Origin of the sequence: Tropicimonas aquimaris, assembly GCF_042676185.1 — a bacterium.
Classification (GTDB): domain Bacteria; phylum Pseudomonadota; class Alphaproteobacteria; order Rhodobacterales; family Rhodobacteraceae; genus Tropicimonas; species Tropicimonas aquimaris.
Map to the genome: position 1 here is coordinate 256,864 of NZ_JBHTJT010000051.1, position 13,581 is coordinate 270,444.

The window sequence follows — 13,581 nt, forward strand, 5'->3', positions numbered from 1 at the left end:
CCAACACCGGATACCTGGTGCTGTCCTAGGAGGGTCCGCGAGGAGACCAGAGCCGTTACTGCTCGACGGCAGCTGCGACCATGGCGCGGGCGTCTTCGACAAGCGCGGCGCCGTTCAGGCCGCGGGCGGAGACTTCCGCGATCCATTCGGCGGTCACTTCCTCGCCGAGCGCCTCGATGCGGGCGGTTTCTTCGGCGCTGATCTCGGCGATCTCGTTGCCGGCCGCGGCCATGGCGTCGCGCCCTTCCACGTCGCCGGTGTCATGCGCCTTGCCGGCCCAGGCCGAGGCCATCAGGCCGGAGTTGGCGTCGATCACCGCCTTCAGGTCATCGGGCAGGCTCTCGTACTTCGCCTTGTTCATGGCCCAGATGAAGTAGAGGTTGTAGAGCGCCCGGTCGCCCGCGACGTCGGTGTGGCTGTCGGTCAGCTCGTCGAGCTTGAGCGAGGGCGACATTTCCCAGGTGATCACGCCGCCGTCGAGCACGCCCTTGGCCAGCGCCTCGGGGAAGCCGGGTACCGGCATGCCGACCGGCGTCGCGCCGAGTTTCTCCAGCAGCAGCGTCGCCGGGCGCGACGGGCCGCGCAGCTTCAGGCCGTCGAAATCCTCGACCGAGGTGATCGCCGGACCCTTCTTGTGGACCAGCCCCGGGCCGTGCATGTGGGCGGCGATCAGGTGCACGTCGGCGAAATCGTCCATCAGGTGCTTCTGGGTGAAGTTCCAGGCGGCGACCGAAGCAACCTCGCCCGACTTCGGCATCATGAACGGCAGTTCCAGCGCCTCCGCTTCCGGGAAGCGGCCGGGCTGGTAGCCGGGGATCACCCAGCCGCCGTCGATCACGCCGTCGCGTATCAGGTCGTACTGGCTCTGTGCCTTACCGCCGAGCGCCATCGCCGGATAGAGCTCGACCTTGATGCGCCCTCCCGACTGCTCCTCGATCGCCTTGACCCATGGATCCATGAAATACGTCGGGTTGGCGGATTTGGGGGAGACGAAGTGCTGGAAGCGCAACGTCACCTCCTGGGCAGTGGCGAGGCCGGCCATGGAGGCGAGGCCTGCCGCGAGGACGAGGCTGCGTAGGGTGATGGGCACGAGACGGATCTCCTGTCGTGATGTCATCCATGGCGCTCCTGTTGAAGCGCTCGCAGTGGCATACAAAACGGCACGAGGGGCTACAACCGGCCTCGCGAGGTGCAAACACGCCCGGCGCGGACCAAATTCCCGGTTTGCTTGACCTATCGGAAACCTGCGTTCCGATCCGGCTCCTTATTCCCAGGTCGGGTGGAACCGGCCGGCGGGCGAGAGGGTGAAGATCTCGCAGCCGTCCGCCGTCACACCGATCGAATGTTCGAACTGCGCCGAGAGCGACTTGTCGCGGGTGACGGCCGTCCAGTCGTCGGAAAGCACCTTGGTCTCGGGGCGGCCGAGATTCACCATCGGCTCGATCGTGAAGAACATGCCTTCCTCGAGGACCGGGCCAGTGCCCGGGCGCCCGTAGTGCAGCACGTTGGGCGGCGCGTGAAACACCTGGCCGAGACCGTGGCCGCAGAAGTCGCGCACCACGCTCATCCGGTGCGCTTCCACGTAGGTCTGGATGGCGTGGCCTATGTCGCCGAAGGTGTTGCCGGGGCGGACGGCCTCGATGCCCTTGAAGAGCGCGTCATGGGTGACCTGGACCAGCCGTTCCGCCTTTCGGGGCAGCTTGCCGGCGACGTACATGCGGCTGGTGTCTCCGAACCATCCATCGACGATGACGGTCACGTCGACGTTCAGGATATCTCCGTCGCGAAGCTTCTTGTCGCTGGGAATCCCGTGACAGACGACGTGGTTGATGCTTATGCAGGTGGCGTGCTGGTAGCCCTTGTAGCCGATCGTGGCCGACGTCGCTCCGGCCTGCACGACCATGTCCTCGACGGCCTTGTCGATCTCTGCCGTCGCGACGCCCGGAACCACCAGGGGCGCAACCCTGTCAAGGATGTCCGCCGCGAGCCGGCCGGCTGCGCGCATGCCTTCGAAATCACTTGCCTCATGCAGGCGGATGCCATCTCTGGTCAGCCGGGTGCGGGTCTCGTCCACGTCGCGGGTCTCGTCTGGTTACTCGTTCTTGGCGTCAACATAAGGACGTTGCCGGGGAAATGCCAGAACGCGGGTCAGGCTTCTGCGGCCTGCGGGCGCGCATCCACCGGCAGCGGTTCGCCGATCCCGACGCCGGTCCTGTCGATGACGGTGCCATGGCAGATCGCTTCCACCCCGGCGGCGCGGGCGGCGTCGAAGGCGGCGGCATAGGCAGGGTCCAGATCGCCGGCCAGCCGGAAGCGGGCGCAATCCGTGCGTTGCACCAGATAGAGCATCACCGCGCGGTCCCCGGAGGCGACCATGCGGGACAGTTCCCGCAGGTGTTTCGCGCCGCGGGCGGTGACGCTGTCGGGGAATTCCGCCCAGTCGTCGGTGCGCCGCAGGTGGACGTTCTTCACCTCGACCCATGCGTCGGGCAGCCCGTGTTCGCTCAGCAGGAAATCCACCCGGCTTCCCTCGCCATAGCGTACCTCGGGGCGGACCTGTGAATAGGCGGCGAGCGCGGGGATGGCGCGCGCCTCCAGCGCCTCACGGACCACCCGGTTGGGCACTGCCGTGTCGATCCCGGCCCAGTGCCCGCAGGGGAGCTCCGCCAGCCGCCAGCCGAACTTGAGCTTCTTCCGGGGATCGTCGTTGGGCTCCAGCCAGATCCGCATGCCGTCGTCCTGCAGGCCCATCATGGAGCCGGGGTTCGGGCAGTGGGCAACCACCTGCTCGCCGGTGTCTTCCAGCACGGCGTCGGCCAGAAACCGTTTGTAGCGGCGAAGCAGCCGGGCGGGTACGAGCGGGGTTTGAAAGCGCATGGTGCGGGCCTATACCCCAATACGAGGCCCGACAAGAAGGAGAGAATCGATGCCCAATCCCACCGCCGCAATGCTGGTGATCGGCGACGAGATTCTCTCGGGGCGCACCCGCGATTCGAACATGCACTTCCTCGCCGGCGAACTTACCAAGCGGGGCATCCGGTTGGCCGAGGTTCGCGTCGTGCCCGATGACAGCGAGGCCATCGTCGCTGCCGTCCGTGCGCTGTCGAAAGCCTATGATTCGGTGTTCACCTCCGGCGGCATCGGCCCGACTCATGACGACATCACCGCCGATTGCATCGCCGCCGCCTTCGGGGTGACCATCGGCGTGCATCCCGAGGCGCGGGACCGGCTCGCCGCCTTTGCCGAGGCGCGCGGCAACGAGCTGAACGAGGCCCGGCTGCGGATGGCCCGCATCCCCGACGGCGCCACCCTGATCGACAACCCGATCAGCGCCGCCCCCGGCTTCACCATCGGCAATGTCCACGTGATGGCCGGTGTTCCGACCGTCTTCGAGGCGATGGTCGCCGGGGTTCTGCCGACGCTGGTGGGCGGGGCGCCGCTGCTGTCGCAATCGCTTACCATCCATCGGCCGGAGGGCGAGGTCGCCGGGCCGCTCGGTAAGCTGGCGACGGAGTATTCCGACCTCTCCATCGGGTCCTACCCGTTTTCCCGCGAGGGGATCTTCGGCACCAACATCGTGATCCGCGGCACGGAGCCGGGCCGGGTCGACGCCGCGATGTCTGATCTGGCCGAGCTCTTCCCCGAGGCCGTTCGGTGAGCAGACTGGAACGCGAGGCGCTCTTTTCCACCATAGACGCGACGTGGCCTGCCGCCCGCTACATCGACATCGACGGGTGGCGCCTGAGGGAAGGCGCGGGTGGTGGCAATCGGGTGTCTGCCGCCACGGCCGCGGGCGACGCGCCGGAGATCTCGGCGATGGAGGAGGCGCAGGCCGGACTGGGGCAGGATCCGCTGGTCATGATCCGTCCGGGGGAAGAGGCGCTCGACGCACGGCTGGAGGCGGCCGGCTACCGGGTGAAGGACCCGGTCGTGCTGCTGGCTTGCCCGGTGGAGCGGCTCGCCAAGGCGCCGCCACCGGTGACCGCCTTTCACGTGGCCTGGCCGCCGATGCAGGTTCAGGCCGAGATCTGGGCCGAGGGCGGCATCGGACCCGCGCGGCTCGCGGTGATGGACAGGGTCATGGGGCCGCGCCTGTCGCTGCTTGGCCGCGCCGGGGATCAGCCCGCCGCCACCGGATTTGTCGCGCTCCATGGCGATATCGCCATGCTGCATGCGCTGGAAGTCGCGCAGGAGCACCGCCGCAAGGGCGTCGCCCGGCACCTGATGCAGGCGGCCGCGCTCTGGGCCCGCGACGAGGGGGCCGCCCGGCTCTCCGTGCTCGTCACGCTGGCCAACGCACCGGCCCGCGCGCTTTATGCTTCGCTGGGCATGGAAGCTGTGGAAGAGTACCACTACCGCACCAGGTAACCCGCGGGTCCGAGGGAGGAACATTCATGTCGGACGCCCCAACCGCGCTCGATCTGCCGGCGGCAGAGCCGCTGCCGGAGCGCACGCAGGCCTATTTCGACCTCTGCGAGGAGAAACTCGGGCTGGTTCCGAACGTGCTGCGCGCCTACGCCTTCGACATCGAGCACCTCGACGCTTTCATCGGCATGTACAACGTGCTGATGCTGGCCGAGAGCGGGCTGAGCAAGTTGGAGCGCGAGATGATCGCCGTGGCCGTCTCCTCCGAGAACCGCTGCTATTACTGCCAGGTGGCCCATGGGCAGGCGGTGCGCGAGCTGTCGGGCGACCCGGAGCTGGGCGAGCGGATGGTGATGAACTACGGCACCGCCGACCTGGAGCCGCGCCAGCGCGCGATGCTCGATTTCGCGGTGAAGCTCACCCGCGCCAGCGCCGAGGTCACGGAGGCGGACCGTCAGGCGCTCCGCGAGTTGGGGTTCTCGGACCGCGATATCTGGGACATCGCCTCGGTCGCCGGCTTCTTCAACATGAGCAATCGCATCGCCTCGGCCGTCGACATGCGCCCCAACCCGGAATACCACGCCCGCAACCGATGAGACGGCTCCTGCTACACTTCTGCGCGGCCTGCGCCGTTGCCCTGCCCGCGCAGGCGGTCGAGCTGACCCTGCCCGCCACCGCCCGGCTCACCGCGTCGAAGAGCGAAGAGATGGGCAGCGCCGATCTGCCGGTGGCGGGCTGGGTCGACGGCGGGATCGAGACGGTGCGTGCCGAAGGGGCGGTCATCCGGCAGGCCTGGCAGATCCAGGCGTCCGATCTGACCACGCTCCAGATCCTCGTGCCGCTGCGGGATCAACTTGTCGACGCACGGTTCGAGCCGGTCTTCGAATGCGAGGCGCGGGCCTGCGGCGGCTTCGATTTCCGCTATGCGATCGAGCTGTTTTCGGAGCCCGAGATGCACGTCGACCTCGGCGATTTCCGCTACGCCCTGCTGCGGCGCGACGGGGAGGTTGGTCCAGAGCATGTCAGCCTGCTGGTCAGCCGCTCGGCCGTTCGCGGCTTTGTCCAGATCACCCGCGTCACCGCGGGGCCAGAGGATGCGGGGGCTCTGTCCGGCGTGACGGTCGGGGTCGGACCGGCGCCACCGGTCGGCAACGGCGCCGCCTCGGCTGGACGGCTGGTTTCGGATCTGGAGGCCAAGGGCCGCGCGGTACTGGGAGACCTGACGTTCCAGACCGGCTCGTCGCAACTGGCCGAAGGCCCCTTCGCGACGCTCGACGAACTGGCCGCCTATCTCGCGGCGCATCCCGAGCGCGGGATCGTCCTCGTTGGTCATACCGATGCCGAAGGCACCCTGGCCGCCAACGTGGCGCTCTCGCGCAAGCGGGCGCTGGCGGTTCTGCAGCGGCTGTCGGAGCGCCACGGCATTGCGGAGCCGCGAATGGCAGCGGAGGGCGTCGGCTTCCTCGCGCCGCTCGCCAGCAACGCGACCGAGGCCGGCCGGACCCTCAACCGGCGAGTCGAGGTCATCCTCTCAGATCCGGACTGAGAGGCCCCGGGGCGCAGCCCCGCGCGCGGCACGCGCGCCACCGCCCAAAGGGCTCCGCCCGAGGGCAATCCCCCGCCTGCCAGGCAGCGATACCCCGCCAACAAAAAAATGGCCGGAGCGGGATGCTCCGGCCAGTCCTGATGCTTGAGACCAGGTGGGGGAAAACTCTTACCAGATATCCGGGCCCTTTTCGGAGAAACTCCGGACAAGGAAATCTATGAAGGCGCGCACCTTGGGCTGCGTGAAGCGCCCCGGCGGGTAGACAGCATAGATGCCGAGCGGATCGACCGGAAGATCAGGGATCGCCTCCTGGACGAGGCCCTGCTTGAGCGCGTCGGCATAGAGAAAGCTCGGCAGATAGGCGATGCCGAGCCCGGAAATGGCGGCGTTGAGCAGCGACTGGCCGTCGTTTACCGTAAGCCAGCCGGCCGTGCGCACCTGACGCTTCTCGCCCGACGGCGCGGTAAGCTTCCAGACGTTGCCCGAGGACTGGTTGGAATAATGCAGCAGCTTGTGCTCGTTCAGGTCGTCGATCTTCTGCGGGCGGCCGTATTGTTCGAAGTAGGCCGGGCTCGCGATCATCCGCTTGGTAGTCTCGGTCAGCTTGCGGGCGCGCAGCGTGCTGTCTTCCAGCTCGCCGATCCGAACGGCCATGTCGAAGCCCTCGCTGATCAGCTCCACGTAGCGGTTGTTGAGCACCATGTTGACGGTGATCTCGGGGAATTCCTGCAGGAACTCGCCGAGAATCGGTGACAGGTGGTTCACCCCGAAATCCGTGGCGACCGAAATCCGGAGCAGACCGGAGGGCGCGGATTGCATCGAGGTTACAAGTGCATCGGCCTCACCCGCATCGTTCAACACCCGGCGGGCGCGATCGTAATAGGCCAGGCCGATCTCGGTGGGCGAGACGCGCCGCGTGGTGCGGTTCAGCAGCCGGGCGCCGAGGCGCGCTTCGAGGGAGGAAACATGCTTGGAGACCGCAGATTTGGAGATGCCCATCTTCTTGGCAGCGTCCGTGAATCCGCCCTGGTCCACCACTGTGGCGAAGGCTTCCATCTCGGTCAGGCGATCCATAGCAGCGGTCCTCATGAACTCATCATTGATTACGCTCCGGGTATCGATGGAAATTCCGGCAAGACTGCGGCGAGGGGCCGACAATGTCAGGAAATTCTCCGGCACCGTTGTGGCGGTGGAAACACTGCCCGCCGACTCCAATATCGCAACTCCCTAAAATTGGGGAGATTTTCCCGATTCCCGGCTGCCTCAATCGTTAAGATGACGCAAAATAAATGGTGAACCGGCTTCGATCCGGAAACAGTCAGCCCCCCATCGGCGTCAGAGTCGCGCTGCCAGACGCGTGCCCTGATCGATGGCGCGTTTAGCGTCGAGCTCCGCTGCAACGTCCGCGCCTCCGATCACATGCACGCTGCGCCCCGCGGCCTCCAGCGCGTCGGCGAGGTCGCGCTGCGATTCCTGTCCAGCGCAGAGAACGACCGTGTCGGCCTCAACGAGCGACGGCTGCGACCCGTTGGCCGACGAGACCTCGATCCCCTCGGGCGTGATCCGGTCGTAGTTAACGCCGCCGCGCATCGTCACGCCCATCATCTGCAGCTCGGCGCGGTGGATCCAGCCGGTGGTCTTGCCCAGCCGTTTGCCTGGCCGCTCGGCCTTGCGCTGGAGCAGAGTGATCTCGCGGGCGGCCGGGTCCGGCTGCGGCCCGTTTGGCGCGAGACCGCCCGGCGTGACCTCCGGATCGCCCACGCCCCAGAAGCTGCGCCAGTGCGGCGGGTTCTCGGTGGCGCTTTCGCCCGCGTGCGCCAGGAACTGCGCGACGTCGAAGCCGATGCCGCCCGCACCCACGATGGCGACCTTCCGACCAACCTCCGCCCCGTCGCGCAGGACGTCGACATAGCCGAGCACGTTGGCGCCCTCCTCGCCCGGGATGCCGGGGTCGCGGGGGCGGACGCCGGTGGCGATGATGATCTCGTCGAACCCGTCCAGCATCTCCGGTGCAACCTCGGTGCCGAGCCGCAGGTCGATGCCGGATTTCGCGACCATGGTCTCGAACCAGGCGACGAGCCCGTGGAACTCCTCCTTGCCGGGAACCTTCTTCGCCATGTTGAGCTGCCCGCCGATGCGGCTGTCGCGGTCGAAGAGCGTCACGGCGTGGCCGCGCTCCGCTGCCGTCAGCGCCGCGGAAAGCCCGGCCGGCCCCGCGCCGACCACGGCGATCCTTCTTTGCGCGGCGGCCGGTTCGATCCGGAGTTCGGTTTCGTGGCAGGCGCGCGGGTTGACGAGGCAGGAGGTCAGCTTGCCGCTGAACGTATGGTCGAGGCAGGCCTGGTTGCAGGCGATGCAGGGCGCGATCTCGTCGGCCCGGCCTTCCGCGGCCTTGTTGACGAAGTCGGCATCGGCAAGGAAAGGACGCGCCATCGAGACCATGTCGGCGCAACCATCGGTGAGCACCTGCTCCGCCACCTCGGGCGTGTTGATACGGTTCGAGGTGACCACGGGGATCGAGACCTCGCCCATCAGCTTCTTCGTCACCCAGGTGAAGGCGCGGCGCGGCACCGAGGTCGCGATGGTCGGAATTCGCGCCTCGTGCCAGCCGATGCCGGTGTTGATGATCGTGGCGCCGGCGGCCTCGACCGCCTTCGCCAGCATCACCACCTCGTCCCAGGTCGAGCCCTGGGGCACCAGGTCGATCATCGACAGGCGGTAGATCACGATGAAGTCCGGCCCCACCGCCTCGCGCACCCGGCGCACGACCTCGACCGGCAGGCGCATCCGGTTCTCGTAGGACTCGCCCCAGCGGTCGGTGCGCTTGTTGGTGTGGCGCACGAGGAACTGGTTGAGGAAGTAACCCTCGGAGCCCATCACCTCGACGCCGTCATAGCCGGCCTCGCGGGCGCGGGCGGCGGCGGTGGCGATGTCGGCAATCTGCTTCTCGATGCCCGCCTCGTCCAGTTCCTTCGGCTGGAAGGGGGAGATCGGCGACTTGACCGGGCTCGGCGCGACGCAGTCGGGGCTGTAGGCATAGCGGCCCGCGTGCAGGATCTGCATCGCGATCTTGCCGCCGCTATCGTGCACGCGGTCGGTCACTATGCGGTGGTTGGCGATGTCCTGTTCGGTAAAGAGCCCCGCCGCGCCGGGGAAGACGCCGCCCTCGCGGTTGGGGGCCATGCCGCCCGTCACGATCAGGCCGACGCCGCCCGCAGCCCGCTCGGCATAGAAGGTCGCGACGCGGTTCCAGTCCTTCGTCTCCTCGAGCCCGGTGTGCATCGAGCCCATAAGCACGCGGTTGCGCAGCGTCGTGAAGCCAAGGTCCAGCGGCGCCAGAAGACGTGGGTACGCGGTCATGTGATCCTCCCTGTTCCGCGGGAGACTGCCGGGCGCGTGGGGAGATGTCACGCGCAACGCGGCGTCAGACCTCGGGCGGCCGGGCCCGGCTCAGAGCTGCGCCCGCGGCCGGCGATAGAGCACGAGGTCGTCGATCCGGAATCCCGTCTGCGCGGGCTGCTGGAAGATCACATCGATCCAGGCGGCGGTCACGCGCCGCTCGTTCATCTCGATATAGGCGAGGTCGAATTCCACCGGGATGCGTCCGGTGGCCTCCCGGGTCTCAGGCAACGCGCGCAGCAGGGTCTCGGTGTTCGGCCCGTGGCGCAGGTTGAACCGGGCAAAGACCTTGGCCGCCGGAGGCGCTTCGAGGCGAAAAGAGACGCCGAGCAGGTGCCGGCGTGAGATCCCTGCAATCCCGTCGGCGGGAAGGTCGAGCGCGAGCGACAGGAACGAGCCGTCGAAGGCGCCCACGTCCATCGAGAGCCCGTACGGCGCGTCGGCTTCCGGCGTCGCGGTATGGGCGATGGTGGCGGACGCGGCGGTGGCGTCGTGGAACAGTGAGACGCCCGGCGTGATGTTCTGGCCCGAACCCTCGACAGGGACGGGGCCGGAGAAGCATGGCCTGATCCAGGGGTCCGGCCGCCAGAGCCAGTCGGCGCAGAGCGGCCGTTCGAACCCGGGAAGGTCCGCCGACAGTGCGATGCGCTGGACGGGCGTGCGCGCCTTGGTTCGAAGGCCAAGCTTTGTCAGCCAGCCGCGCGACTCCCCCGCGTATCCCCGGTCGGATGGCCCACGCCCCTGTCCTGTCATCGCCACCGCTCCGTTGGCCTGCCTGCGACCCTTCTAGGAGAAAAGCCGCGCGCTCTGCAAATCCCGTGCGGGATCAGGGTGCGGCTGGGCTGGCGCGGCGGATGTCGCGGGCGAAGCGTTCCACGGTGCGGAAGCCCTCGTTGGAGTTGATCGGCGCCTCGGCGACCTCCCGCAGGGTCGCGGTGACCATGCGGCCGTTGACCGAGAAGACCGCTCGCCAGCTCTGCGCGCCGAGAACCTCCGATCCGCCCCTCTCGCGGACGTTGATCATGTAGGTTCCGTCCCGGAAACGGCTTTCGCCGAGCGTCACCGCGTCCGGATCGCCCTCCCGCGACAGGGCGGAGCGCCCGACGGAGGAGGCGAAGAACTTCTCGATCTCCGCCTGCGGCGGCATCCCCGCGGTGTTCGTGCCGTCGACGCTGGCCATCAGCAGGCCGGGCGTGGAGGGCGCGGGGGCACCGTCGTCTCCGGTTATCGCGCGGCAGGAGGCCAGCAGAACGAAGGCGTCGCGCCGTTCCGATCGGCTGCCGGACATGTCGATGCAATAGCCCGGAGGGGCTGTGATCACCACGGCGTTGTCGAGGACGGGGAGTTTTCGAAGCGCCGGCGCGGTGGGCGCGGCGCGGCTGACCGGGGTCTGCGTCGTGCAGGCCGAACTCAGCAACATGGCGGCGCCCGAAAGCGCCGCCGTGAACAATGCAGGGTTAAAGATCCATGTAGACATGCCGCTCTTCTTTGCCACCGGGATGGGTCACGGCCCCGAGCCTTGCCCCACCCACAAGCTGCGCGTATTTCCACAGCGCGCCGGTGGCGTAAATGGTCTCTCGCGGTCCTGCCCAACTCTTTTTGCGTTCAGCGAGTTCCTCGTCGCTCAGCGCCACCGAGATCTCGCCCTTGATGGCATCGATGGTAATCATGTCGCCGTTCTGGAGCAACGCAATCGGGCCGCCGTGAGCGGCTTCCGGCCCGACATGGCCGATACAGAATCCGCGGGTGGCGCCGGAGAAGCGGCCATCGGTGATGAGTGCCACTTTCTTGCCCATGCCCTGACCGGAGAGCGCGGCCGTGGTGGCGAGCATCTCGCGCATGCCGGGGCCGCCGGCGGGGCCTTCGTTGCGGATGACGATTACTTCGCCTTCCTTGTATTCCCGCGCCTTGACGGCCTCGAACGCGTCTTCCTCGCATTCGAACACGCGGGCCGGGCCGGTGAAGACGCGCTGTTCTTCCTCCATGCCGGCGACCTTCACGATGGCGCCCTCAGGTGCCAGGTTGCCCTTGAGGCCAACAACGCCGCCGGTGGGGGAGAGCGGGGTCTCGACCGGATAGATCACCTTTCCGTCGGCCTCGCCCTCGATCCGGTCGAGTGCCTCGCCCATGGTCTCTCCGGAAGCGGTCATGCAATCCTCGTGCAGCAGGCCCGCCTTGCGAAGCTCCTTCAGCACCACCGGAACGCCGCCGGCTTCGTAGAGATCCTTGGCGACGTACTGTCCGCCCGGCTTCAGGTCGACGAAATACGGCGTGTCATGGAAGATGTCGCAGACGTCGAAGAGGTCGAAATCGATCCCGGCCTCGTGGGCGATCGCGGGCAGGTGCAGGCCGGCATTCGTCGAGCCGCCGGTGCAGGCGACGATGCGCGCCGCGTTCTCGAGGCTCTTGCGGGTGACCACGTCGCGGGCGCGGATGTTCTTTTCCAGCAGTTGCATCACCGCTTCACCGGAGGCGGTGGCGTACTGGTCGCGGCTCTCGTAGGGCGCGGGGGCGCCGGAGGAGTTGAGCAGCGCGAGCCCGATGGCCTCGGAGACGCAAGCCATGGTGTTGGCGGTGAACTGGCCGCCGCAGGCGCCAGCGGAGGGGCAGGCGACCTTTTCCAGCGCGCGCAGTTCCTCGTCGGTGTTGGCGCCGGCCTGGTGGCGGCCGACGGCCTCGAACACGTCCTGAACGGTCACGTCGCGGCCCTCGAACCGGCCCGGCATGATCGAACCGCCGTAGATGAAGACGGAGGGAACGTTGAGCCGGACCATCGCCATCATCATCCCCGGCAGCGACTTGTCGCAGCCGGCGAGGCCGACGAGCGCGTCGTAGCCATGGCCGCGCATGGTGAGCTCAACGGTGTCGGCGATCGCCTCGCGGCTGGCCAGCGACGAGCGCATGCCCTCGTGGCCCATGGCGATGCCGTCGGTGACGGTGATGGTGGTGAACTCGCGCGGCGTGCCGTCGGCGTGCTTGACACCGAGCTTCACCGCCTGCGCCTGCCGGTTCAGCGCGATGTTGCAGGGGGCGGCCTCGTTCCAGCAGGTCGCGACGCCCACGAAGGGCTGCGCGATCTCTTCCTCGGAAAGCCCCATGGCATAGTAATAGGAGCGGTGCGGCGCCCGCGCCGGCCCTTCGGTGACATGGCGGCTGGGCAGTTTGGACTTGTCATAAGGACGCTTCAGCATGGCTTTCCCCTGTCTGGCTTGCCGGTTGGAATAGACCCCGGGCCGAAAGGGAGCAAGGTGCTTCGCGCCGCCGGAGACCTGCAGGGCGATTGCGCCGGGTCGCCCGACGGCCTACCTCTTCGCGGGAAAGGACGCCCGATGAGCTATCGACCGCACCTGAGTTATGTCGCGCCCGCGCGGGGAGCGCCCGAACTGTGGCGCACCCTGGCCGGCGTGGTGCTGACCGTCGTGGCGGGGATCGCGCTCTACCAGGCGGGCTTCGCGCTGGTGTCGAACCTGGTGGGTCTGGAGACCACGGATGCGATCCTCGAGGCCACCGACAGCGACAACGCGACGGCCTTCGCGGCGCTCTATTCCCTGTTCACCTTCGGGTTCTTCGCGGTCGGGCTCGCTCTTGCGGTCAATGCGCTACACGGCCGCCACTCGGCGACGCTCTTCGGCCCGTGGGAGGCGGTGGTCTCCGATTTCCTGCGGGTGCTGCTCACGGTCGGCGGGCTGTTGCTGCTGCTCTGGGTGGTGCTGCCGCAGGATTACGAGACGGTCCGCAACACGGCGATGCCGCGCGGCACCTGGGTGCTGCTGTTGCCGGTCTCGATTGCCGCGATCCTGGTGCAGGCCGGCACCGAGGAACTGTTCTTTCGCGGCTACCTCCAACAACAGCTCGCCGCCCGGTTCCCGACCTTGCCGCTGTGGTTGATCGTGCCGTCGCTGGCCTTCGGCCTGCTGCACCTCGCTCCCGGCGCGGCCGGGTCCAATGCGCCGCTCTATGCGCTCTGGGCCACCTGTTTCGGGCTGGCCGCCGCCGACCTGACCGCTCGCACCGGCGCAATCGGCGCGGCCATCGGGTTCCACGCCGCCAACAACATCGCCAGCATCCTGCTGGTCTCGGTCGCCGGGCCGGGATCGGGGCTGGCGCTCTGGCATATCCCGATCCGGCTCGACGATCCCGCCATCGCGGCGCTGATGCTGCCGGAGGTGCTGACCACGTTCTGCTGCTGGCTGGCGGCGCGGCTGGCGCTCAAGGTCTGACCGAAAACCACCCGATTGCAGCACCCGCCATCGCAGGCTAACACCTTCAGG

13 protein-coding genes are annotated in these 13,581 nt (G+C 67.8%); 5 read left to right on the forward strand and 8 right to left on the reverse strand.

Annotated features, from left to right (window positions below; genetic code table 11):
• Positions 1 to 55 precede the first annotated feature (55 nt).
• From ACFQ2S_RS22335 to sfsA, 3 genes are all read right to left on the reverse strand, one after another.
• Entirely contained in the window at positions 56 to 1,117 is a 1,062-nt protein-coding gene (locus ACFQ2S_RS22335; protein WP_386078240.1) for a TRAP transporter substrate-binding protein, read from the reverse strand.
• Positions 1,118 to 1,264: 147 nt separating this feature from the next.
• Positions 1,265 to 2,074, reverse strand: coding sequence for a type I methionyl aminopeptidase (map, locus tag ACFQ2S_RS22340; RefSeq protein ID WP_386078243.1), 810 nt, complete (start codon positions 2,072 to 2,074; stop codon positions 1,265 to 1,267).
• A 74-nt stretch (positions 2,075 to 2,148) separates the two neighbouring features.
• Positions 2,149 to 2,877, reverse strand: coding sequence for a DNA/RNA nuclease SfsA (sfsA, locus tag ACFQ2S_RS22345; RefSeq protein WP_386078245.1), 729 nt, complete (start codon positions 2,875 to 2,877; stop codon positions 2,149 to 2,151).
• Positions 2,878 to 2,926: 49 nt separating this feature from the next.
• Between sfsA and ACFQ2S_RS22350 the strand changes: the two genes are divergently transcribed.
• From ACFQ2S_RS22350 to ACFQ2S_RS22365, 4 genes are read left to right on the forward strand one after another with little or no spacing between them, the layout of a single operon-like run.
• The gene (locus ACFQ2S_RS22350; RefSeq protein ID WP_089233534.1) at positions 2,927 to 3,658 is read left to right on the forward strand and encodes a competence/damage-inducible protein A; all 732 of its coding nucleotides are present in this window, start codon (positions 2,927 to 2,929) and stop codon (positions 3,656 to 3,658) included.
• Positions 3,655 to 4,368, forward strand: coding sequence for a GNAT family N-acetyltransferase (locus ACFQ2S_RS22355; protein ID WP_386078248.1), 714 nt, complete (start codon positions 3,655 to 3,657; stop codon positions 4,366 to 4,368). The genes ACFQ2S_RS22350 and ACFQ2S_RS22355 overlap by 4 nt, the downstream gene beginning before the upstream one ends.
• A gap of 26 nt (positions 4,369 to 4,394) precedes the next feature.
• Complete coding sequence (locus ACFQ2S_RS22360; protein ID WP_386078251.1) at positions 4,395 to 4,961, forward strand: peroxidase-related enzyme; 567 nt, start codon at positions 4,395 to 4,397, stop codon at positions 4,959 to 4,961.
• Positions 4,958 to 5,911, forward strand: a complete 954-nt coding sequence (locus ACFQ2S_RS22365) for an OmpA family protein (protein ID WP_386078253.1) — start codon at positions 4,958 to 4,960, stop codon at positions 5,909 to 5,911. Before ACFQ2S_RS22360 ends, ACFQ2S_RS22365 begins: the two co-directional genes overlap by 4 nt.
• 168 nt (positions 5,912 to 6,079) lie before the next feature.
• On the opposite strand, the gene ACFQ2S_RS22370 is transcribed toward ACFQ2S_RS22365, so the two are convergent.
• The 5 genes from ACFQ2S_RS22370 to ilvD form a co-directional block, all read right to left on the reverse strand.
• Complete coding sequence (locus ACFQ2S_RS22370) at positions 6,080 to 6,985, reverse strand: LysR family transcriptional regulator (protein ID WP_089233530.1); 906 nt, start codon at positions 6,983 to 6,985, stop codon at positions 6,080 to 6,082.
• 261 nt (positions 6,986 to 7,246) lie between these two features.
• Complete coding sequence (locus tag ACFQ2S_RS22375) at positions 7,247 to 9,271, reverse strand: FAD-dependent oxidoreductase (RefSeq protein WP_386078256.1); 2,025 nt, start codon at positions 9,269 to 9,271, stop codon at positions 7,247 to 7,249.
• Positions 9,272 to 9,361: 90 nt separating this feature from the next.
• The gene (locus tag ACFQ2S_RS22380) at positions 9,362 to 10,063 is read right to left on the reverse strand and encodes a DUF6478 family protein (protein WP_386078259.1); all 702 of its coding nucleotides are present in this window, start codon (positions 10,061 to 10,063) and stop codon (positions 9,362 to 9,364) included.
• Between the two features lie 73 nt (positions 10,064 to 10,136).
• Complete coding sequence (locus ACFQ2S_RS22385) at positions 10,137 to 10,787, reverse strand: hypothetical protein (protein WP_386078261.1); 651 nt, start codon at positions 10,785 to 10,787, stop codon at positions 10,137 to 10,139.
• Positions 10,768 to 12,501: a dihydroxy-acid dehydratase gene (gene ilvD, locus ACFQ2S_RS22390; RefSeq protein ID WP_386078264.1), complete on the reverse strand. Its 1,734-nt coding sequence runs from the start codon at positions 12,499 to 12,501 to the stop codon at positions 10,768 to 10,770. The genes ACFQ2S_RS22385 and ilvD overlap by 20 nt, the downstream gene beginning before the upstream one ends.
• Before the next feature lie 138 nt (positions 12,502 to 12,639).
• On the opposite strand from ilvD, the gene ACFQ2S_RS22395 reads away from it, so the two are divergent.
• Positions 12,640 to 13,530, forward strand: a complete 891-nt coding sequence (locus tag ACFQ2S_RS22395) for a CPBP family intramembrane glutamic endopeptidase (protein ID WP_386078267.1) — start codon at positions 12,640 to 12,642, stop codon at positions 13,528 to 13,530.
• The last annotated feature ends 51 nt before the right edge of the window (positions 13,531 to 13,581 follow it).

Coding starts and splice junctions, on each gene's coding strand:
- ACFQ2S_RS22370 (WP_089233530.1), bottom strand. CDS start 6,985: ATGGATCGCCTGACCGAGATGGAAGCCTTCGCCACAGTGGTGGACCAG.
- ilvD (WP_386078264.1), bottom strand. CDS start 12,501: ATGCTGAAGCGTCCTTATGACAAGTCCAAACTGCCCAGCCGCCATGTC.
- ACFQ2S_RS22380 (WP_386078259.1), bottom strand. CDS start 10,063: ATGACAGGACAGGGGCGTGGGCCATCCGACCGGGGATACGCGGGGGAG.
- ACFQ2S_RS22335 (WP_386078240.1), bottom strand. CDS start 1,117: ATGACATCACGACAGGAGATCCGTCTCGTGCCCATCACCCTACGCAGC.
- ACFQ2S_RS22350 (WP_089233534.1), top strand. CDS start 2,927: ATGCCCAATCCCACCGCCGCAATGCTGGTGATCGGCGACGAGATTCTC.
- ACFQ2S_RS22375 (WP_386078256.1), bottom strand. CDS start 9,271: ATGACCGCGTACCCACGTCTTCTGGCGCCGCTGGACCTTGGCTTCACG.
- ACFQ2S_RS22395 (WP_386078267.1), top strand. CDS start 12,640: ATGAGCTATCGACCGCACCTGAGTTATGTCGCGCCCGCGCGGGGAGCG.
- ACFQ2S_RS22385 (WP_386078261.1), bottom strand. CDS start 10,787: ATGTCTACATGGATCTTTAACCCTGCATTGTTCACGGCGGCGCTTTCG.
- sfsA (WP_386078245.1), bottom strand. CDS start 2,877: ATGCGCTTTCAAACCCCGCTCGTACCCGCCCGGCTGCTTCGCCGCTAC.
- ACFQ2S_RS22365 (WP_386078253.1), top strand. CDS start 4,958: ATGAGACGGCTCCTGCTACACTTCTGCGCGGCCTGCGCCGTTGCCCTG.
- ACFQ2S_RS22360 (WP_386078251.1), top strand. CDS start 4,395: ATGTCGGACGCCCCAACCGCGCTCGATCTGCCGGCGGCAGAGCCGCTG.